Annotated in this window: 20 protein-coding genes and 1 pseudogene; 4 read left to right on the plus strand and 17 right to left on the minus strand. The window is 67.0% G+C overall.

The genetic code is table 11. The annotated features are described in order from the left end of the window. Window positions 1–18 precede the first annotated feature (18 nt). Together FHR32_RS41275 and FHR32_RS41280 are read left to right on the plus strand one after the other, a co-directional pair. Entirely contained in the window at window positions 19–1,248 is a 1,230-nt protein-coding gene (locus FHR32_RS41275) for a thiolase C-terminal domain-containing protein (RefSeq protein ID WP_184760040.1), read from the plus strand. 5 nt (window positions 1,249–1,253) lie between these two features. Next, on the plus strand, window positions 1,254–1,772 hold the full coding sequence (locus FHR32_RS41280) for a Zn-ribbon domain-containing OB-fold protein (RefSeq protein ID WP_184760041.1): 519 nt from the start codon (window positions 1,254–1,256) through the stop codon (window positions 1,770–1,772). A 142-nt stretch (window positions 1,773–1,914) separates the two neighbouring features. On the opposite strand, the gene FHR32_RS41285 is transcribed toward FHR32_RS41280, so the two are convergent. From FHR32_RS41285 to FHR32_RS43730, 3 genes are read right to left on the minus strand one after another with little or no spacing between them, the layout of a single operon-like run. After that, the gene (locus tag FHR32_RS41285; protein WP_184760042.1) at window positions 1,915–2,829 is read right to left on the minus strand and encodes an enoyl-CoA hydratase; all 915 of its coding nucleotides are present in this window, start codon (window positions 2,827–2,829) and stop codon (window positions 1,915–1,917) included. Beyond that, window positions 2,826–4,334: a class I adenylate-forming enzyme family protein gene (locus tag FHR32_RS41290; RefSeq protein ID WP_184760043.1), complete on the minus strand. Its 1,509-nt coding sequence runs from the start codon at window positions 4,332–4,334 to the stop codon at window positions 2,826–2,828. Before FHR32_RS41290 ends, FHR32_RS41285 begins: the two co-directional genes overlap by 4 nt. Before the next feature lie 17 nt (window positions 4,335–4,351). After that, the gene (locus FHR32_RS43730) at window positions 4,352–4,543 is read right to left on the minus strand and encodes a hypothetical protein (protein WP_221466916.1); all 192 of its coding nucleotides are present in this window, start codon (window positions 4,541–4,543) and stop codon (window positions 4,352–4,354) included. A gap of 203 nt (window positions 4,544–4,746) precedes the next feature. On the opposite strand from FHR32_RS43730, the gene FHR32_RS41300 reads away from it, so the two are divergent. Continuing rightward, window positions 4,747–5,658, plus strand: a complete 912-nt coding sequence (locus FHR32_RS41300; protein WP_184760045.1) for a VOC family protein — start codon at window positions 4,747–4,749, stop codon at window positions 5,656–5,658. Continuing rightward, window positions 5,655–6,068 carry a Rieske (2Fe-2S) protein gene (locus FHR32_RS41305; protein WP_184760046.1) on the plus strand — a complete coding sequence of 138 codons (414 nt, stop codon included), beginning with the start codon at window positions 5,655–5,657 and terminating at the stop codon, window positions 6,066–6,068. The genes FHR32_RS41300 and FHR32_RS41305 overlap by 4 nt, the downstream gene beginning before the upstream one ends. A 59-nt stretch (window positions 6,069–6,127) precedes the next feature. On the opposite strand, the gene FHR32_RS41310 is transcribed toward FHR32_RS41305, so the two are convergent. The 14 genes and pseudogenes from FHR32_RS41310 to FHR32_RS41375 all read right to left on the minus strand — a co-directional run bounded on the left by FHR32_RS41310 (window position 6,128) and on the right by FHR32_RS41375 (window position 19,715). Continuing rightward, the gene (locus FHR32_RS41310; protein WP_184760047.1) at window positions 6,128–7,285 is read right to left on the minus strand and encodes an epoxide hydrolase family protein; all 1,158 of its coding nucleotides are present in this window, start codon (window positions 7,283–7,285) and stop codon (window positions 6,128–6,130) included. 20 nt (window positions 7,286–7,305) lie between these two features. After that, window positions 7,306–8,241, minus strand: a complete 936-nt coding sequence (locus FHR32_RS41315; protein ID WP_221466917.1) for an SMP-30/gluconolactonase/LRE family protein — start codon at window positions 8,239–8,241, stop codon at window positions 7,306–7,308. Continuing rightward, complete coding sequence (locus FHR32_RS41320) at window positions 8,238–9,038, minus strand: zinc-binding dehydrogenase (RefSeq protein ID WP_312882941.1); 801 nt, start codon at window positions 9,036–9,038, stop codon at window positions 8,238–8,240. Before FHR32_RS41320 ends, FHR32_RS41315 begins: the two co-directional genes overlap by 4 nt. A 23-nt stretch (window positions 9,039–9,061) precedes the next feature. Further along, window positions 9,062–9,325: pseudogene (locus FHR32_RS47610) on the minus strand (alcohol dehydrogenase catalytic domain-containing protein); the annotation flags it as partial. Window positions 9,326–9,357: 32 nt separating this feature from the next. Next, a complete protein-coding gene (locus FHR32_RS45595; RefSeq protein ID WP_184760050.1) occupies window positions 9,358–10,032 on the minus strand; it encodes a TetR/AcrR family transcriptional regulator in 675 nt (224 codons plus the stop codon). Between the two features lie 54 nt (window positions 10,033–10,086). Beyond that, on the minus strand, window positions 10,087–10,881 hold the full coding sequence (locus tag FHR32_RS41335) for an SDR family oxidoreductase (RefSeq protein WP_184760051.1): 795 nt from the start codon (window positions 10,879–10,881) through the stop codon (window positions 10,087–10,089). After that, window positions 10,878–12,077 carry a CaiB/BaiF CoA transferase family protein gene (locus FHR32_RS41340; RefSeq protein WP_221466918.1) on the minus strand — a complete coding sequence of 400 codons (1,200 nt, stop codon included), beginning with the start codon at window positions 12,075–12,077 and terminating at the stop codon, window positions 10,878–10,880. Before FHR32_RS41340 ends, FHR32_RS41335 begins: the two co-directional genes overlap by 4 nt. 60 nt (window positions 12,078–12,137) lie before the next feature. After that, window positions 12,138–13,787 (minus strand): AMP-binding protein, encoded by a 1,650-nt coding sequence (locus FHR32_RS41345; RefSeq protein WP_184760053.1) that lies wholly within the window; start codon window positions 13,785–13,787, stop codon window positions 12,138–12,140. Between the two features lie 22 nt (window positions 13,788–13,809). After that, complete coding sequence (locus FHR32_RS41350) at window positions 13,810–14,532, minus strand: ABC transporter ATP-binding protein (protein WP_184760054.1); 723 nt, start codon at window positions 14,530–14,532, stop codon at window positions 13,810–13,812. Beyond that, window positions 14,519–15,289: an ABC transporter ATP-binding protein gene (locus tag FHR32_RS41355; RefSeq protein WP_184760055.1), complete on the minus strand. Its 771-nt coding sequence runs from the start codon at window positions 15,287–15,289 to the stop codon at window positions 14,519–14,521. The genes FHR32_RS41350 and FHR32_RS41355 overlap by 14 nt, the downstream gene beginning before the upstream one ends. Beyond that, complete coding sequence (locus tag FHR32_RS41360) at window positions 15,286–16,335, minus strand: branched-chain amino acid ABC transporter permease (RefSeq protein WP_184760056.1); 1,050 nt, start codon at window positions 16,333–16,335, stop codon at window positions 15,286–15,288. The genes FHR32_RS41355 and FHR32_RS41360 overlap by 4 nt, the downstream gene beginning before the upstream one ends. 62 nt (window positions 16,336–16,397) lie before the next feature. Beyond that, a complete protein-coding gene (locus FHR32_RS41365; RefSeq protein ID WP_184760057.1) occupies window positions 16,398–17,267 on the minus strand; it encodes a branched-chain amino acid ABC transporter permease in 870 nt (289 codons plus the stop codon). A gap of 1 nt (window position 17,268) precedes the next feature. Further along, complete coding sequence (locus FHR32_RS41370) at window positions 17,269–18,426, minus strand: ABC transporter substrate-binding protein (protein ID WP_184760058.1); 1,158 nt, start codon at window positions 18,424–18,426, stop codon at window positions 17,269–17,271. A gap of 185 nt (window positions 18,427–18,611) precedes the next feature. Further along, window positions 18,612–19,715 carry an acyl-CoA dehydrogenase family protein gene (locus tag FHR32_RS41375; protein WP_184760059.1) on the minus strand — a complete coding sequence of 368 codons (1,104 nt, stop codon included), beginning with the start codon at window positions 19,713–19,715 and terminating at the stop codon, window positions 18,612–18,614.

A 19,715-nucleotide genomic window follows, 5' to 3' on the forward strand; every position in this document is an offset into this window, starting at 1 on the left:
TGCAGGGAGGGAGATGAGGTGTCTCTGCGGGACAAGTACTGCATAGTCGGGGTGGGCGAGACCGCCTACACCCGTGGGTCCGGGCGCAGCACTCGCAGCATGGGGGTGGAGGCCATACGCAACGCGATGACCGACGCCGGGCTGGGCGCCGAGGACGTCGACGGAATGCTCTGCTACCAGGTCGGTGATTCGACGCTTTCTCAGACGCTCGCCACCGACCTCGGAATCCGACTGAACTTCTACACCGATACCTATGGCGGGGGTTCCAGCACAGAGACCATCATCGGTCTCGCGATCGGCGCGATAGAAGCCGGGATGTGCCACACGGTCGCCGTCTTCCGCTCGATGAACGGATACTCCGCGCTGCGAATGGGAGGGGCTCCCGCGTCCGGCAATCCGCCCCCCGCCAAGGTGAACGGAAGCGACCTCGACAGCGCCCCTTACGGGGTCAGCAGCCCTGCCCAGCGTTTCCAGTTCACCTTCGCCCGGCACATGTACACCTACGGCACGACGAGCGAGCAACTGGCCAACGTGAAGGCGGTGCACAGCAAGCACGCTTCCAACAATCCGCGGGCGTACTACAGGAAGCGGGTCACGGTCGACGACGTGATGAACTCACGCTGGGTCGTCAAGCCCGCCTGTCACCTGCTGGACTGCTGCATCGAGACCGACAACGCGACGTGCGTCATCGTCACCTCGGCGGACCGGGCCAGGAACCTTCGGCAGCGCCCGGTTCACGTGATGTCGGTTGCCGGACGGGTCAACAAGCCGTTCCAGGACCCCCTGGCGCACTACCAGTGCGACCCGATCACCCGCCAGGCCGGCTACTACGCCGGCCGGGTCGCCTTCCGCAACGCTGGAGTCGAGCCCTCGGACATCCAGCTGACCGGCTGCTACGACGCGTTCACCTTCACCCCCGTGCTCCTGTTCGAGGGGTACGGCTTCTGTAAGGAGGGCGAAGGGGGCGAATACGTTTCCAGCGGCATCATCGAGCTCAGCGGAGCACGGCCGAACAACACGAGTGGCGGCCAGCTCTGTGAGGGCTACACCCACGGCATGAACCTGGTGATCGAGAACGTCCGACAGCTCCGGCATCAGGCCGACGACTTCTGCCCGGGCTGGCGTGAAGGCGTTCACACCCACGACTACGCCGAAGGGGGATGCCGCCAGGTGAAGGACGTGGAAATCGCGATGAACATGGGCTGGGGCACTCCCGCGGTCTCGAGCGCGCTCATCCTCAGGAGGTAGGGACGGTGGCGATTTACAGGGGGCTCGACCTGATGGTGGGGCCGACCGACTCCGAGCACCACGGCTACTTCGAGGCCGCCAGGCAGCACAAGCTCGTCGTCCAGCGCTGTCGGGGCTGCGGATTGCTGCGGGGGACGATCGGGGCGGCTTGTCCGTACTGCTCGGCCCTCGCATGGGAATGGGAGCAGGTCAGCGGAAAAGGTGTGATCTACAGCTACGCGATCGTGGCCCAGGCTGTCCACCCCGCTTTCCGTGACGCTGTGCCGTACCCGCTCGTGCTCGTCGAACTCGACGAGCAACGCGCGGTGCCGTGGCGCGACGGAGCGGAGGGAGAGCTCGTCTCGGTGCGGAAGATCGCCAACCTGGTCCGGGCGGACGACGTCACCCAGCCCGAGGACGAGAAGAACGTCGCCATCGGCATGCGCGTGGAGGTCTGTTTCGTCGATCTCGACGATGACATGGCGCTGCCGCAGTTCCGGCTCACGGGCGAACCACCGGAGCACTCCCCGTGGCGAGCCGACTGACCGGTCCCTGGGATCGCTGATCAGGAACAGCCAGTGGCTGTTCCTGATCAGCTCGCCTCGGCCTCCGACGTCGCGGCGACATGTCGCCGATCTCCGGACGGCCCCTAGCCCGGGGCGGCGAAGCAAGGGGCCGGTGGCGCCGTCAGGGTGTGGCCGCCTCCGCGGCGTCTTTGACGAGAGGCTTCACGGGTGGCGCCGAGCGCCAGTCCGGGACGCCGAACTCGGGCGTCGCCAGGAGGCTCTCCCCTTGCGTCATGACGAGCCAATGCGCGTGATTCAGCTCGTGCAGGGCGAAGCAGGAGTTCAGCGCGTTGTAGAAGCCCATGGTGTCGACCGTCTGGTTGACCGATTCCTTGATCAGTAAGGCGGTCATCGTCGGCAGCTTGGCGATGCGCCGAGCGAAAGCCAGCGCACTGTCGTCGAGCTCGTCGACGGGGAAGACCTTGCTCACCATGCCGAGCTGATGTGCCTCGTGCACGTCGATCGAGTCACCGGTCAGCATGAGCTCCTTGGCTTTCCGCGGCCCGAACTCCCAAGGATGGGCGAAGTACTCCACTCCGCACATGCCGAGCCGGGTACCCACCACATCGGCGAAGCGGACGTTGTCGGCGGCGACGATCAGGTCGCAGGACCACATCAGCATCAGCCCGGCGGCGAAGACCGTACCCTGAACCTGCGCAATGGTGATCTTGCGCAGGTTCCGCCATCTCCGGGTGTTCTCGAAGAAGTGATGCCACTCCTGCAGCATCACCCTCTCGACCCCATCTCGCGTGCCGCCGTTGACCTTCGTGCTCGGATGCTGCTGGGGACCGCCGACCTCGTACTCCGCGCGTGCCTCCGCCGAACCGATGTCGTGTCCCGACGAGAACAGCGGACCCACGCCGCCGAGGATGACGACGCGCACGTTGTCATCCGCCTCGGCCCGCAGGAACGCGTCGTTCAGCTCGACCAGCAGCCCGCGACTCTGCGCGTTCCGGGTGTCCGGCCGGTTGAGCATGATCCGGACTATCGTTCCGCCGTCCAGCTCTTCGTACTTGACGAACCTGTGCTCTGTCACGCGAACCTCGTTTCCTGCTCGTGCACCAACTCCGCGCGCAGCTCACGCCGGAGCAGCTTGCCTGTGTCCGTGTACGGCAGGGCCGTACGGAATGTCACGTGCTCAGGAGTGCGGGACGAGCGCAGCCGCTCACGCACCCACAGTCGGAGTTCCTCCTCGGTGGCGCCCGTTCCCGCGCGCAAGACGACAGCCGCCACGACGCGTTCGCCCCATTCGGTGTCCGGCAGCCCCACCACGGCCGCGTCCAGGACCGCCGGATGTGCGCGCAGTGTGTCCTCGATCTCGCCCGGCGACATGTTCTCGCCACCACGGACGATCACGTCGTCCAGCCGTCCTTCTACGAACAGGTAGCCGGCCTCGTCAAGGCAGCCCTCATCCTTGGTCGGAAACCAGCCGTGGTCACGCACCGCCCGCCGGTCGAGATACTCACCCGCGACCTGTGGGCCGCGCACCCAGATCTCCCCGCGGGCGCCCGCTGGGAGCGGCTTCCCGGCGGCGTCACAGATCTCCAGCTCCACCGATGGGACGGGCCGCCCCACGGAACCCAGACGCCGCCGTACGGCGGGGTCCTCGCTCGCCCAGGCCGTTCGGTGGTCATCCGGTCCGAGCATGGCGATGGTGGAGCTCGTCTCGGTCAGCCCGTACGCGTTGACGAAGTCCACGTGCGGCAGCAGTTCCATCGCACGTTCGATCACCGGCGCGGGCATCCGCCCTCCGCCGTAGGACAGCGAACGCAGGGCGGGAAGGGTGTCCCGTCCCAGCTCATCCAAGATCCGTCCCAGCATGGTGGGGACGACCATGGCGTGGGTGACCTGCTCGGCACGAGCCACGCGAACCCACTCCCGCGCGTCGAACGCGGGCAGTTGCACGACTCGCCGTCCCGCGTACACCGAGCTCAGCAAGGCCGTGATGCCCGCGATGTGGTAGGGCGGGACGCTGACCAGAGTCGCCTCGTCCGAGTCCGCCCCCATGAACTCCACGGTGGAGACCACGTAGGACACGAGATGCCGATGCCGCAGCACCGCGGCCTTGGGTTCGCCGGTGGTGCCGCTGGTGAAGAGCAGCACCGCGACGTCGTCAGGATCACCGCCCCAGTCGCGGGTCGCCGACACGCTCTCGTCGCCCGCCACCGCCAGGAACTCCGCACGTGGGACGACCTCGACCCCCGGGATGCCGCTCAGCCTGTCGACAGCTGACGTGTCGGTGACCGCCACGGCCGGGATGGTACGGCCGGCGAGCGCCCGCAGCCTGTCATCGGCCAGCCGATAGTTGAGGGGAACGAACGGCACTCCGGCGAGCGCCGCGCCGAACAGCAGGAGGGGAACGGCCTCGGAGTTCACTCCCACCAGGTCGGCCCGCCTCGCTCCGCGTGCTGCGAGCCAGGCGCTCACCCGCTGGGCCTTTTCGTACAGCTGCGTGTACGAGAGCGCATTGTGCTTCGGTCCGACCGCCGCTCGGCCGTGGAGACCGTCGGCGGCCATCTGGAGGATCAGCGCAAGGTTCATCGCTCAACCTTCATCGCTCAGTCAGACGAGGGCAGGGGCTTGGCGTCCTTCACGGTCAGCGGTTCCGTGGAGACGGAAAGTGTGCCCTTGCCCGGTTTCGTGCAGAGCAGCTCAAGCCCGCATGTCAGGTCGACGTACCGTTTGCCGAGCGCGGTCCCACCCGCGAACTCCGGATCCAGAGCCGCGCCGAGCGATGGGGCATCGTCCATTCCGATCATTGGATGGCCCCCACACCTGAGATCGACGTCTTCGGCGATGGGGCGGACAACGATGACCTCGGTGTCGCAGACAACGCTCCTGAAGCGTGCTCCGATCTTCGGATTCACCGCATCCTCCTCTCCTCTCAACAACCAACCGACTGTTAGATACAGTAGGTTCGGGCAACCGAATCCGCCAGAGCGGGAGCAGGCAATTGTTCAAGATCGGCAAGTTCTTCCACGCGATCCATGTCGTCGCCGACCTCGACCGTGCCGACATCTGGTATGACCAGATCTTCGGAGGAAGGCGGTTCTACAGAGGGCACCTGCCCGTCGAGAAGCGGGACGCGTCACTTCTCGTCATCGCGGACTTCTGCGTGGAGCCCATGATGTCGAGCCGGGTGCCGGGAGCCGAGCGGACTCCGGTCGGGCGTTTCTACTCCCGCTTCGGTCAGCGTCTTCACTCGCTCGCCTGGTACGTCACCGATCTGCCCAGCCTGTACGAACGGCTCCGCTCCGCCGGCATCCGCGTGACGGGACCCGGCGGCACCGACATGGAGACAGGCGATTTCCCCGGATCGCTCTACACCCACCCCAGAGACAGCCACTCCCTCATCGAGTTCGTGGACATGGCATCGCTGAACGGCGCCCTCAGGGACCCTCGGTTGGACCCGGCATACTCCCCTGCGTACTGGCGTGACGAACATCCCCTCGGCATCGAACGGGTCTCCCACATGACCGTGGTCGTACGGGATCTGCACCGTGCGACCTCGTTCTACGCCGGCACACTCGACGGTGACGTGGTCGGACACAGCGACCGCACCCCTGCCGGAACGCGCAGCGTCTACGTCGCCGTGGGCGAGGACTCGATCATCGAACTGGCCCGGCCGCACTCCGACGACAGCCTGGCCGGCCGAGACCTCGCCGAGAACGGAGAGATCATGCACTCCGTGACCTTCAAGGTCCGCGATCTCGCGGCCGCCGAGCAGCACCTCGCGGCCAACGGCGTACGCATCGCCGAACGCCAGGGCGACGATGTCGTCCTCCATCCCGACGACTGCTTCGGGGCGGTACTCCGCCTCACCCAGGGGCAGACGCCGGGCGAGACAGACCGACCACGCCCATGATCATCGGCAGACTCCTGAGTCGTCTGGGGATCCGACCCGGCCGGCGAAGCCGGGCCCTGCCGGCAGCCGCCCCCTCCGGCGACCTCCTCGCGGACATCGGTGACCTCCCGGCCCTGACGGCGAACGGAACCCCGGCCATCGTCGAGGTACGCACCGGAGTGCTGGTCGTGGTGAACCGCCGAGGAGAGGTTTTCGCCGTGGACGCCCGCTGCCCGCACCTTGGCGCCCCCCTGACCAACGCGATCGTGAAGCGTTCCACCATTACCTGTCCCTCGCACTGGTGTCGCTTCGACCTTCGTACCGGCGTGTCCCTTCCGCGTCCGTCGAGCAGGCTGCGCTGCCCGCCTTTGCGCACCTTCGCCGTCCGTGTGGTCGGAGACCGCGTCCTGGTACACGACGAACCCGCCTGACGTTCGACGCCTCTATTCCACGAGCGCCGCCCGCACCATGCGACGTGGTCCCGATGCCGTCACCGTAACGGCCGGAAGAAATCGCGAATGCTCGCCGCCACCAACTCGGGCTCCTCCCATGACGCGAAATGCCCGCCAGATGACAAATCCACCCAATGGTGGATGTCATGGGTTCGCCCGATCATCTCGCGGGTCGCTCTGCGCGGAGGATTGCCGGGAATCGCGCGCGGCATGGCCACCCCCGTGGGCACCCGCAGCCGGGTCCCCGGCGGGATAGGCGGATCGGCCCGCACCCGCTCGTAATACACGCGTATCGACGAGCCGATGCTGCCCGTGACCCAGTACAGAGTGGCGCTCGTCAACAGGTCGTCTTTGCTGTAACGACGCTCGACATCCTCGTCGCAGTCGCTCCAGGATCGGTACTTCTCCACGAGCCAGGACAGCAAGCCGACGGGCGAGTCGTTCAGCGCGTGCGCCAGACTCTGCGGCTTGGTGCGGTGCAGCGCCCCGTAGGCTCCCTCCTCCGCGTTCCACTCCCGCGCGTACGCGAGAAACGCCTCCTCTGCCTCGGTACGCGGTGAACCGGCGGACAAGGGCAGAGTCAGCGCCGGGTCGTGGGTATGCAACCCGACCACGGCCTCGGGGTCGGCCAGCGCGATCCTGCCGTTCACGTACGCACCGAGCCCCGTCCCATGCAGACCGTACCGGCGATATCCGAGACCCTCGGTGACCACCCGCCGGACCGTCGCGGCCATGCGAGCGTAGCCGTACCCGCGCGAGCGGGGGGCGTCGGAGAAGCCGAACCCCGGCAGGGAGGGCACGACCACATGGAAGGCGTCCGCCTGGTCGGCGCCATGCGCCCCCGGGTCGGCCAGGAGCGGGATCAGCCGGGTCATCTCCAGGTAGCCGCTCGGCCAGCCGTGCACGAGCACGATCGGCAGCGGGTCCGGCCCCTCGCCACGCTGGACAACCAGGTGGACGTCGAGCCCGTCCACCTCCACCCGGACGTTGGGCAACTCGTTCAGCCGCCGTTCGACCTTCCGCCAGTCGAAGCGTGTCCGCCAGTAGGTGACCAACTCCGCGAGGTACTCGCCGTTGGTTCCGTAGTCCCATCCGGCGCCGGGCAACTCCGCGGCCGGTCGCGCCCGCTCGAGCCGCCACCGCAGGTCGTCGAGGACATCGTGAGCGACGTCGATCCTGAACGGGCGTACTTCCATGATCACTCCCGAGGCAGGGGTCAGAAGTTGAGCGCCAGGCCGCGCTCCGGCCAGGGACAGGAGATGAGCCTGCCGGTCTCGGCGAGCGTGATGTACGCGGTCGAGTCGTCCGGACCACCGAAGCAGAGGTTGGTCACCAGGCGGTCCTCCAGCCCCGAAGGCATCCGGAACTGGGTCACAACCGACCCGTCAGGGGAGACCACGGTGATGCACCCCTGAACCAGGGTGGCAACGCAGATGTTGCCCGCTCCGTCGACAGCGAGCGAGTCGAAGCCCGCCATCCCCGGCAGCCCGAAGATCACGTTGGACGGGTCCCGGGGCGGCACGTCGTCGAGGCGTCCCGGGCCGGTCACAGTGCGGGCGAGCAGTCGCGCGGTCACGGTCTCGGCGTAGTACAGACGCCCTCCACCGGGGGCCAGCCCGATCCCGTTCGGAGACTCGGCAGGATGGATCACCTCGTTGATCTGACCGTCTGCCGAGACGTAGTACACAGATCCGAGATCCCGTAGTCGGCCCTTGAACTTCCCGGTGTCGGTGAACCAGAAGCCTCCGGCGGAGTCGAACACAATGTCGTTGGGCCCCGACAACGGGTGGCCATCACACTGGGTGTAGAGAACTTCGGTCTTTCCGGTGGTGAGATTGACGCGTTCGACCCGGCCGCCCTGGTAGACGTCGGGCCAGCGACCACCGTTGTTGCACAGGTAGACCCAGCCGTCAGGGCCGATGGCAGCCCCGTTGGGACCGCCGCCCGGGCTGGCCACGACTTCTTTGGCCCCGTCCTGCCGGACCCGGGTCAGGCGCCCGCCGGCTATCTCGGTCACCAGCACGCTTCCGTCGTCCAGAACGATCGGGCCCTCCGGAAACTCAAGCCCTTCCGCGAGCACGCTGACACCGGACAGTTCCCGTACCGTGATCTCGACGGATCGGGTGGCGACACGCGGATGGCAGGCGGTCATGCTGTGGGCTCGATACGTGCGTGCACCGGCTTGTCGGCGCTCATGAGCGCGCGCACCGCGCGGTCGGCGTCCGCCAACGGATAGGAGTGGCTGGCGAAGTCCTCGAACGGCCAGCGTCCCGACTCGATCAAGGCGATGGCCTGCTCCATGGACCGCAGGCTCCGGGACACCGCACCCCTGATGGTCAACTGCTTGGCGCAGATCAGGTCGACGGGAACCGGCGCCAATCCCTTCGAGCCCTTCAGACCGGCCAGGACGACCGTGCCCTTCCTGGCAGCCAGGCGTATCGCGTCGGTGACCGAGGACAGCGACCCCGGGGTGCAGTCGATCACGATGTCCGGGGGCTGACCCAGCGCTTCCACGACCGCCTCGGTCACCGGCCTGTCCGACACGTCCAGCGCATGGTCCGCACCGAGTCGCAACGCCAGGTCGAGACGCTCGCGGTCGGAGGCGAGTCCTGTTACGGCGATCGGGCCCGCGCCGGCAGCGCCCGCGGCGATGACCGATGCGAGGCCCCGCGGTCCGGGGCCGAGGATGGCGACGGACATTCCGTAGCGAGCGCCACCCAGGTCAAGGGCCCAGTCCACGCCGTTCGCCATGACGTTGAAGAGGGATGCGGCAGCCACGCTCACCGTGGAGGACATCGGAACGACAATCGCCTCGGGCGCGAGGTAGAGGTGGGTGGAGAAGCCACCCCACAGGCCCGGGGCCACGTCGGGACTGCGAAGCCGTAGATCGTGCTGTCGGCGAACTCCGGAGCCGAGCACCCCCGAAGCCCGGAGCGGCAGGCCCGGCACCGGCCACAGGTCAGCGTGGAGTGAACCGCGACGCGGTCGCCCTCCGACACCCCCCACCGCGCCTTGGCCGCCCGCCCGATGGCCATGACGCGACCGAGGGGCTCATGACCGGGGACGAGTGGCAGGCCGGCCCCGGACTCGCCCCCGAACACCTCGACATCGGTGCCGCAGACGCCGCACGCCTCCACCTCCAGGAGCGCGTCGTCCTCTCCTATGCGCGGAAGCGGAGCCTCCCGGAGTTCATATCGCTCGGGCGCGGTCTGCACGACAAATCTCGCGGTTGTCATGAGAATTCCCCTCGAGACGGTGAGGTTTTTACCTATAATTCCGCGTTCGGTTCGGCGAGGGACGCGCCGTTACGGTCCCGGAAATCGGGTCCGCCGATTCCCCGGATCACGAATGTCGCGTACCATTCGGCAAGCTCCCCGTAGGAGAGGTCACCAGATGGCTTGAACCACTTGGGAGTCGAGTTCATCAGTTCGAACAACGAACTGGTGACCACACTCGGGTTCGTCGCGGGGTCGAAGGCGCCCTCCCTGATCCCCTGTTCGATGATCCCCTTCACGAAGTCACTGAATTTGTCGCGTTCGGCGACGACCTCCTTGTAGCGCTTTCCGCTGAGCTGGGAGAACTCGTTCTCCGCGACTCTGGACCAGAGCCTCTGAGCTCTGCTGAATCCCATCCAACGCCGAATGAAGCTGCGCAGGCGCTCGGGGGCACTTCTCGCCCCGGCACTGGCCTCCTCGACCAGGACCGGCATCTGCACATCGAGAGCACGCCGCACCAATTCAAAGAGCAGATCCTCTTTGTTCTTGATGTAGTGGTACATGCTTCCCTTCAGGATACCGACAGCCGACGCGATATCCTGAAGACTGGTCGCAGCGTACCCTTTCTGAGAAAATATCTTGGCGGCTGCCGTGACAATCTCTTCCCAGCGCTCCTCGCCGTTGGCACGCGGCTTGGTGGCGACACCAGACGTTCGCCGTTGCGTCACTTGATAACCAGCTTTCCTTGCATTGTTGACGTTTTGGATTTCACGTGGGGACCGTCAGTTCAACGTCTCACCCGCGTTCACATCGATGGTCTGGCCGGTAATCCCCGCGGACAGATCGGAGGCGAGGAAGACGACCGTGCCCGCACACTGCTCATCAGTGACCAGGCTGGGCAACGCGACATCGGCTACCATGCGTTGGCGCTCCGTCTCAGCAGACGTGCCCCGTTCCACCGCCAGGCGATCCAGATATTTCCGCAGAGACGGCCCCCACATCCGCCCGGGGACGACCGTGTTGACTCGTATTCCATAGGGTCCCACCTCCTTCGCCAGAACGCGCGAGGCCGTGAGCAACGCCGCCTTTGAACTGGCGTAGGGACCGCGACCGGCGAAAACCCGGCGGACGATTTGCGAGCCGATGAAGACCACCGTCCCGCCGCCGCTGCGCCGGAGCGCGGGAATGGCCGCCTTGGTCAGCCCGAGTGCCCCGAAAAAGTTTACCTCGAACGACTGACGCCACTCGTCGAGATCCTCATTTTCAAGGGTTAGCCCGTGCGGAGCCACGGCAAAGGCATTGTTTACCACACAGTCGAGCCCGCCGAACTCCTCTTCGACCGCCTGGACGACGGCATGGCACTGCTCGTCGGAGGTCACGTCGCAAACCCGGAAAGAGGCTTTACCGGAGGCCGTGCGCAACTCCGCGGTCGCCTCCTCCAGGTAATCGCGTGATCGGGCGCCGAGCATCACCGATGCGCCCGCCGCGCATGCCGCACCCGCGATTTGTCTCCCGAGGCCCGGCCCCACGCCCGAGACGAGGACGGTCTTGCCGGTCAGCAGGCTCGTCGCGCTCACGCGATCGCCCCGCACTCCTTGTACTGACCGATCTCCTCCCAGGAGTAGCCCAGCTCGATCAGCACCTCCTCCGTGTGCGCCGCCGCCTCGGGAGCGCTCCGCAGATCCGGCAGCTCACCGTCGAACTGGACCGGCGCACGCACGAGCGTCACGTCCTGCCCGGACGGATGCTTGACGTCGGCGATGTAGCCGTTCGCCACCACCTGCGGATCTTCCAGCACCTCGGGCAGCGTGAGCATCGCCTCCCACGGCCCCTTCAGCGGCGCGAGTCGTTCCCGCCATTCCGCCAGCGTGGCCGAGGCGAAGGTGACAGCGAGCTCCCGCACGCATTCGGCCGCGTGGGCCGTACGGCCGGCCGCGTCCCCGAATCGGGAATCGGACAGCAGGTCCTCCCGCCCGATGTGCCGGCACAACGGTGCCCACCACCGGTCGGACTCCAGCATGAGGAGGGCGATCCAGCGGCCGTCGGCGGTTCGGTAGTAATGCCCGATGGGATTGGTGACTTTGATCTCTTTGCGGCTGAAGTCCCCGCCGATCGCCTTGGAATACACGACATCGCTGGAGTTCACCCACAGGGCGGTGCCGAGGAGGGACACGTCGACCACGGTAGGAGTGCCCGTGCGCTCCCGGCGGTACAGCGCCGCGGCCACACCGAAGGCGATGTTCATGGCACCGGTCTTGTCGCCGAAGCCGGGCCGCTGCCGTACCGGGTGATCCCATGCCGGGTCGGTGAGAGCGTGGGCGATGCCGCCACGCGCCCAGAAGGCGCTCATGTCGTATCCCGGCTTTCCGGCATCCGGCCCGCTACGCCCCACGGCGTCCGCTCGTACGTAGATGATGTCGGGGTTCACCTCTCGGATGTGACCCACGTCGATGCCGAGTTTGGCCCGGTTGTCAGGCAGAAAGCTCGTCATGAAGACATCAGACTGTTCGGCCAGCCGGTAGAGCAGGGCGAGGCCTTCGGGAGTGGATATATCCAGGCCGACACTGCGTTTTCCGCGGTTGGTCTGTTCCATCGTGACGCTGACTCCGTTGAGGCTCGGCGCCACTCCGCCGGTGGCCAACCCACGCTGGGGGTCACCGCGGACCGGATGCTCGATCTTGATCACGTCGGCGCCGAAGTCCGCGAGCACGGCAGCTGCCGCCGGAACGAGTGTCCAGGTCGCCACTTCCAGCACGCGAAGCCCGTTGAACATCTCCACTCCCTTGCACATCAAGGTAGAGCCCTGGTCAGCGAGGTGTCGCTGCCAACTTTCTCAACCAACCGGTGGTTTGGCAAACTGCGACTGCAGAACGTGCTTCATGACTTTTCCTGACGCGGTTCTGGGCATCTCGTGCACGTGCCGCCAGACTTGCGGGATCTTTTGCGGTGCAAGCCCCGTGGACTTCAGAAAGGCCGCCAGATCCTCGAAGCCGACCTCGATCTCCGGCCGGAAAAGCACGAACGCCGCCGGCTGTTCGCCCAGCCGGTCATGTGGCGCCGAGACCACCGCCGCCTCCGCCACCGCCGGGTGCCGCACGAGCACGTCCTCGATCTCCCTGGCGGAGATCTTCTCGCCACCTCGGTTGATGATCTCCTTCACCCGTCCCGTCACTGTGGCGGAGTAGCGGACCTCGCCGTCCCCTACGTCATGGCGTTGGAGACGGCCCAGGTCTCCCGTCCGGAACCAGCCCGCCTCGTCGAATCCCTCGCGGGTATGTTCTGGGTCGATGTATCCGAGCGCCATCTGCGGACCCCGGATCCAGAACTCCCCCGCCTCGCCGACGGCGACGTCCTCTCCTGACATTCCGACGACGCGTACCTCACATCCGGCGGCGACCCAGCCATCCGTCGCCAGCCTGATCTCCGGAGGATCCAGCCGCGGACTGCTTCCCGTAACCCCGGGGCACTCCGTCATCCCGAACGATCGGGCGGGAATCAACCCTCGAGCCTCCGCCGCCTCAGCGAGCGAGGTAGGGATCGAGGAGCCGCCACAGGGGTAGCCGCCTGGCAACGCGAGCCGGTCCATTCCCCGGCCGTCGAGCGCGTCGAGGAGCTCCTGGATGAACACCGCGGCGCCCGCCGACGACGTCACCGCGTACCTGGCGATGTCATCGATGGCCTGCTCGGCGTCCCAGCGATCGCGCAGCACGATGGAGGACCCGGTGAACAAAGGAACAGCGATCGCCGACAGCATGCCGGTGGCGTGTGCCACCGGGGCGGGCATGTACGAGCGATCGGTCCAGCCGGTCGGCATCATGCGCGACGACCGCAGCGGCGAGGCGATGAAACTACGCACGCTGTGCACGACCCCCTTGGCCCCCGAGGTGGTTCCCGAGGTGAACCCCACCAGGGCGGGCTCGTCCGGATCCCGTCCGTCCGCAAGGTGGCCTCTGCCCGCCATCGCATCACCGAACGGCGTCCAGCCGGTGGCCCTGCCGCGGAGTACCACCCGCACAGCCGGCTGCCACCCGGACGCTCGGCAGGCCTCCTCTATCATCTCGGTGTGCCGACGCCCCCGAAACTCCTCCGGCGCCACTACACAAGCCGGGCGCACCGCGGCGAGCACTGCCCGTAACTCGTGCTCCCGATAGATAGGCACGACGGGGCTGCTGATCGCCCCCGCCGCCCATATCCCATACGCGACCACGAGCGATTCCCACCAGTTCGGGACCTGCCAGGTCACGACGTCACCGGGCCCGACGCCTCGTGACGACAGGAACCCCGCGAAGCGAGCCGCGGCATCGATCAGTTCCCGCCACGTCAAGGTGACCTCACCGTCGAATACTGCGGGCAAGGCACCGAACTCGCGCTTGTTCCGCCGCATCAACGGGGCGATCAGCGCCGGTGACTGATACCCGTTCCGGTCGTAGAAGGACGTGAGCTTCCCTTGTTCCGGCGCCGGCGCGAATTCGAACGATCCCATCGAAGCCTCCCAGAGCAGATCCTCACGACGCCGGGTGAGCGTCGTCCTCGTGGACACCGATCATCAGGCGGGCCAGCCTGACCGGGTCGGCGAACTCCGTCGCCGCGCCCGCTCCGGCGGTCTCCCCTTCACGCAGGACGAAGACCTCGTCGACGACGGCGAGGGCTCGTGCGGCCATCTGCTCCACGATCACGAGCCCCACCGAACCCTTGAGCTGTCGAAATGTGTCATAGATGCGATCGGCGACGGCCGGCGCGAGGCCCAGCGACGGCTCATCGAGCAACAGGACCTCTGGGGACGCCACCAGGGCTCGCCCGACCGCCAGCATCTGCTGTTCGCCGCCTGACAGCGCCCAGGCGGCTCGGCCCCGCATCCTGGCGAGCGCCGGAAGCAGGTCATAGACATCGGAGATGGAGAATCGCCGCTCGCGGCCCCGTCCGGCCACCATGCCGACGTGCAGGTTCTCCTCGACGCTGAGGCTGCCGAAGACCCGCCGCCCCTCGGGCACCTGGATGACCCCGGTGCGGGCGATCTCCCTGGGCGACCGGCCGGAGAGTTTCCGGCCGTTGAGCAGCACCGCGCCTCCATGCGGGACGAGCCCCGAAATCGCCCGCAGCGTCGAGGTCTTTCCCGCACCGTTCGGGCCCAGGATCGCGACGGCACCCGCCGACGGCACTCTCAGGCTCAGCTCGTTGACGGCCCGGACCGGGCCGTAGGACACCGAAAGTTTCTCAAGCTCCAGCATCGCTCAGGTCTCCGATGTAAGCCGCGCGTACACGATCATGACGCCAGACATCACGGGGAGCACCCTGATGAATCGTGACGCCCTCCTCCAGAACCACCAGCTGGTCACAGACCTCGTTGAGCAGCCCGATCCGGTGTTCGATCAGCAACACCGCGACACCCGTGTCGGTGAGTTCGCGGATAAGGCGGCACAGAGCCTCCGTCTCGACGTCGTTCAGCCCTGCGCTCGGCTCGTCCAGCAGCAACACCCGAGGCTCGCCGACAAGCACACGGGCCAGCTCTACGAGCCTTCGCTGTCCGTACGGCATCGCCGACCCGCGCACGGGCGCCGCGGAATCGCCACCGACCCGGCCCAGGGCGGCCATCGCGTCCCGCCGCCGATCCCGCTCGGCCCTCGCCGACCTGAATCTGCTCAGGAGAGCGCCGGTAACCATACGCCCTGTCATGACGTGATGGCCGGCGCAGGCGTTTTCCAGCCCGGTGAGCTCATCGTGCACGCGGGGTGTCTGGTAGGTACGGCGGAGCCCGAGACGGGCTGCGCGGCCAGGCCGGGACAACGGCAGCGGCCGGTCGTCGACACGCACATCCCCCCTCGCATCGACGACCCCGGTCACCGCGTTCACCAGGGTGGACTTGCCGGATCCGTTCGGACCGGTCAGACCCACGCACACCCCGGAAGGAACGTTCAACGCGACGCCCTTCAGCGCGTAGACCCCGCCGAAGTGGACACTGAGGTCGCGCACCTGGAGACCACTCATCGAGCCACCTCCCCACCACCGAAGCGTGGTCGCAGCCACGCCTTGAGCCGATCCCACAGCCCGAGGACTCCCTCGGGCAATGCCACCAGGACGACAAGCATCAGCAGGCCGTACACCACACCCGACCACGTGCTGGCCCCGCGCAGGAGCTCAGGGAGAAGGGTGATCACGGCCGCACCGATCACGGGGCCGATGACGCGGCCCGCTCCACCGAGGACGACCATGATCAGCACCTGAAGCGCGACCGAGACGTCGAACGACGCGACGGAGATGAACTTGTTGGTGTCGGCGAGCAGGACACCCGCCAGCCCGGTGAAGGCCGCGTGGACGGTATAGGACTCCAGCTCCAGCCGGCGTACTGCGATGCCGTCGTTCTGTGCGATCTGCCGCAGGTCACGCACCATGAGCAGATCGCGTGCCCAGGCCGAGCGATACAGCAGTCCGCCAACCGTCACCGCCACCGCCGACAGAACCCAGGCCACCAGGAAGACCCCGGCGTAGTCGGTCTCGTCGACCAGTCCGAAGGTGAGCACAGGCACCGGGCCGATGCCGGACGCACCCCCGGACAGTGCCGGCCAGTTCACCAGGACGATCGTCAGGAGCGCTCCGATCGCCAGGGACGCGATCGCGAAGTAGAGACGGTTGAGCCGTACCGTCGCAAGACGCACGACGTAGCCGAGCAGGGCGGTCACCGCCACCGCTGCCACCATCGCGAGTTCGGCGGGCATTCGGCCGGCGAACCACGCGTAGGTGAAGCCGCCGACCGCGTAGAAACCGAATGTGGCGAAGCTGAACTGGCCACACTGGGAGTACACGATGGCGAAGCCGACAGCGAGCACGACGTTGATCGCACCGAGTGATGCGATGCTCACGACATATCCGTCGCCGCCGTATGCGATGAGGATGCCGAGCAGCAGATAAAGAACGATGCCGGGAGCGAGCCCGTGTCCCGTGCCGCTTCCCGTCCACGGCAGCCAGGGCGTCTTGCGCCGGCCCCGGCCCGGCTCGTCACTGATCACGGGCCGGCCGGCCTTGGTCGTGGCCATCACCGATCCGCCTCCTTTCTGGGGCGTTGTGCGGCTTGCGTTCGATCATGCGCCATCCGGCTTCAGTACCGTTCGGCCATGGTCGGCCGCGCCAGCCCGGTCGGGCGGATCAGCAGGAGCACGAGCATGATCAGATAGGGATAGGCGTTGGTCAGCGAACTCGATACGTAGCCGGTCAGCAGCTGCTGGGCCACGCCGAGCACGACTGCCGCGACGGCGACACCGCCCATGCTGTCGAACCCGCCGATGGTGACGGCGGCGAACACGTACAGCACGATGCTGAACCCGAGGAACGGGCTCAGCGCGAGGGCGGGCGCCAGCAGCACGCCGCCGAGTGCGGCCAGTGCTCCGGAGAGTCCGAATGTGAGGAAGTTCAGCACGGTGGCCGACACCCCGTACATGACCGCGACCTCCCGGTCCGCCGCCAAGGCCCGTACCATCCGGCCGATCTGGGTGTACTGGAAGATGGCATAGAGCACGCCGAAGACCAGTGCGGTGATGGCGATCGTCCACAGCGACAGCACGGGCAAGAGCGCGCCGAAGACGCTCACGGACCCACTCCCGAACGCCGACGGCACCGACTGCGGGTCGGAGCCCCGCCACACGGTGAGACCGGCCTCGATCGCGAGCGCGATTCCGAAGGTCGCGACCGCCACAGTGAGCCGGGGCTTGTTCCGCAATGGCACGAACACAATGCGTTCGATCGCCCCACCGACCAGGAACAGGACGACGATCGCGAGGATCACGGCCACCAACGGCGCGACGTACGCCGTGAGCACGAGATACACATAGGCGCCGAGGGTGAGCAGATCACCCTGTGCGAAGTTGACGGCCCCCGACGCCTTGTGGACCAGAACGATGCCGGAGGCCACGAGCGCGTAGACGGCGCCGCTGGACAACCCGGCCAGGAGGAGGGCGAGGAAGCGTTCCATCTCAGTACGCGCCTGTGAGACCGGAGATGACGCCGCCGAAGGTCTCCTCGCCGCCGTCCAGCTTAACGATCTTGTATTCGTGGATGTAGTTCTGGTCGGGGTCGGCGGACGCCTCGCCGCACACACCCTTGTACCCCTTGATCGCGCCCAGCCCCGCTCGGAGCTTGTCCGGATCGAGGCTGCCGGCGTTCTTGACACCCTCGGCGATGAGCTTCACCGCGTCGTAGTAGTAGCCGTTGATGGACGACCCGGGGTACGTGGCGGTGAACTTGTCGACGAAGGCCTTGGCGACCGGGTCGACGTTCTGTGTCACGGTCGGAGCGCACGCCATCAGGACGCTGGTGTTGGTGAGGTCCTGGCCGGAGACCAGGCGTCCTCGAACGATTGCTTCGGCCCCCTGGTCGAACACTATCGGAACCATGATCCCGTTGGCCCGCATCTGCTTCACCAGCAGGGCCAGCGGCTGCGGATAGCCCAGAGCCACCACTGCGTCCGCGCCGCGGGTCGCCAGTGCCGAGTTTGTGAGATCGGTGGCATCAGGAGCGTAGGAGACCACGTCGCGAACGGTGACCCCCTTCGCCTCAAGGTCCTTGACGACGAAGTCCTTCACGTGTGTGGAGGTGTCGTCCGTGGAATGGGTCACGACCACGTTCTTGGCCTTCAGCGTCTCCGCGGTCGCGCGGGAGATGGCCTCGGCCATCCGGTCCGTGCGGTGGTAGATACGGAAGGTCCACTCATTGCCCTTGGGCTGTCCGGGGTCGCTCTCGCGCTGGGCCGATGCGTTGATCAGCGGCACCTTCACCGCCGGGAGCAGATCGAGGAAGGCGTTGGTCTGCGCCGACACCGTTGGTCCGATGAGCGCGTTCGGCGTGTCCGCAAGGGCCTTCTGCGCCGCCGCCCTTCCCTGCTGCGGCGTGATTCCGCCGAGATCGTAGAACTTCAGCTCGACCTTGCGCCCGCTCGCCCCGCCGGCCGCGTTGATCTCGTCGACAGCCATCTGCAGGTTGTTCGTGACGCCCTTCTGGGCCAGAGGGCCGGTCTGGTTGACCAGCGCGGCGATCTTGATGGTGTCGCCGGTGGATGCCGCACGGCTACCGCCCCCGCACGCAGCCGTGGCGGCGACCAGTCCAGCGACCAGCGGAATCAGATGGAGTCTCATGAGATTTGCTCTCCCTCAGGACGGACGATGGTGATCCCCGGGTCAGTGGTGAAATCTCGTAGCGTCCGCGCGAAGTGCTCGCGCTGGAAGATGATGGGGCGCCGCGCCCTTGAAGTCCGCTGTCCAGGTAAGGCAGCCCCAGCCCGCGTGGACGTTCCAGTGGACCGTGGGGGCACACGCGCTAGCTAGCCGGTCTCAAGCAGCCCGGCTAGGACGTCGTCGTGGTAGTCGGCGTCTCCGAGATCGAACTCCCAGTGCTTGGCGCGACGGGTGAACAGCTGGACATCGGCCTCCAGCATGAAGGCCATCCCCGCATAGATCTCGTGGGCGCAGTGCACGATATGCTGCGCGGCCCGGCTCGCGTACGCCTTCGCCGCCGCCACCTCGGCCCGCCCGGGGTGACCCTGGTCGAGCGTCCATGCTGCCCGCCGTGACAACAGGGTCGTCAGATGGGAGTCGATGGCGATGTCGCTGCAGAGGTACTGGACGGCCTGGAAGCGGCCGATGGGCTGACCGAACTGCTCACGCTGCTTGGCATAGGTCACCGTCATGTCCAGCAGCGCCTCCCCCGCGCCCGCGATCTCGGCGCAGCGGAGCACGGTGGCCCGATCCAGTGCGGGACCGAGCAGATCGTGCCCACGTCCCACGGTGCCGACGATCGCATCCGGCCCGACCTCGACGCCGTCGAAGGTCACGGCGAACAGCGGATATCCGGCGATGTTCGGCAGCTGCTCCAGGACCGCAGCGGCCGGATCGACCAGGAATAGCGTGACACCGTCGGGTGTGCGAGCGGAGACCAGCAGATGTCGGGCCACGTGGGCGTACGGGACCAGCAGCTTCGTACCGGAAAGGCGGTAGCCGGCGCCCGACGGTGTCGCCGGCAACGTGATCGCGTGCGGCCCGAACTCGCCGGACTCCTCAACGAGTGCGGGAGCCAGGATCGCCTCTCCTGCGATCATCTCCGCCACCAGGTCACCACGAGAGGCGTCCGCGACCAGGATGTGTCCGCAGATCACCGCGGACGACAAATGAGGGCTGGGGATGAGCGCCCGGCCCATCTCGATGTACAGCACGGCCAGGTCGGTGATCCCCGCGCCGGCGCCGCCTGCCGACTCCGGGTAGCTCATGCCGAGCCAGTCCAGATTCGCCATCTCGCGCCACAGCTCGGGCAGGTACCCCAGCTCATGCACCTCCAACTGGCGCACGATGTCCAGCGGACACCGGGTCTCGAACAGCGCGCGGGCGACCTTCCCCAGCGCGATGTGACGCTCGTCAAGCGCGACGTCCAT

Origin of the sequence: Streptosporangium album (assembly GCF_014203795.1) — a bacterium.
GTDB lineage: Bacteria > Actinomycetota > Actinomycetes > Streptosporangiales > Streptosporangiaceae > Streptosporangium > Streptosporangium album.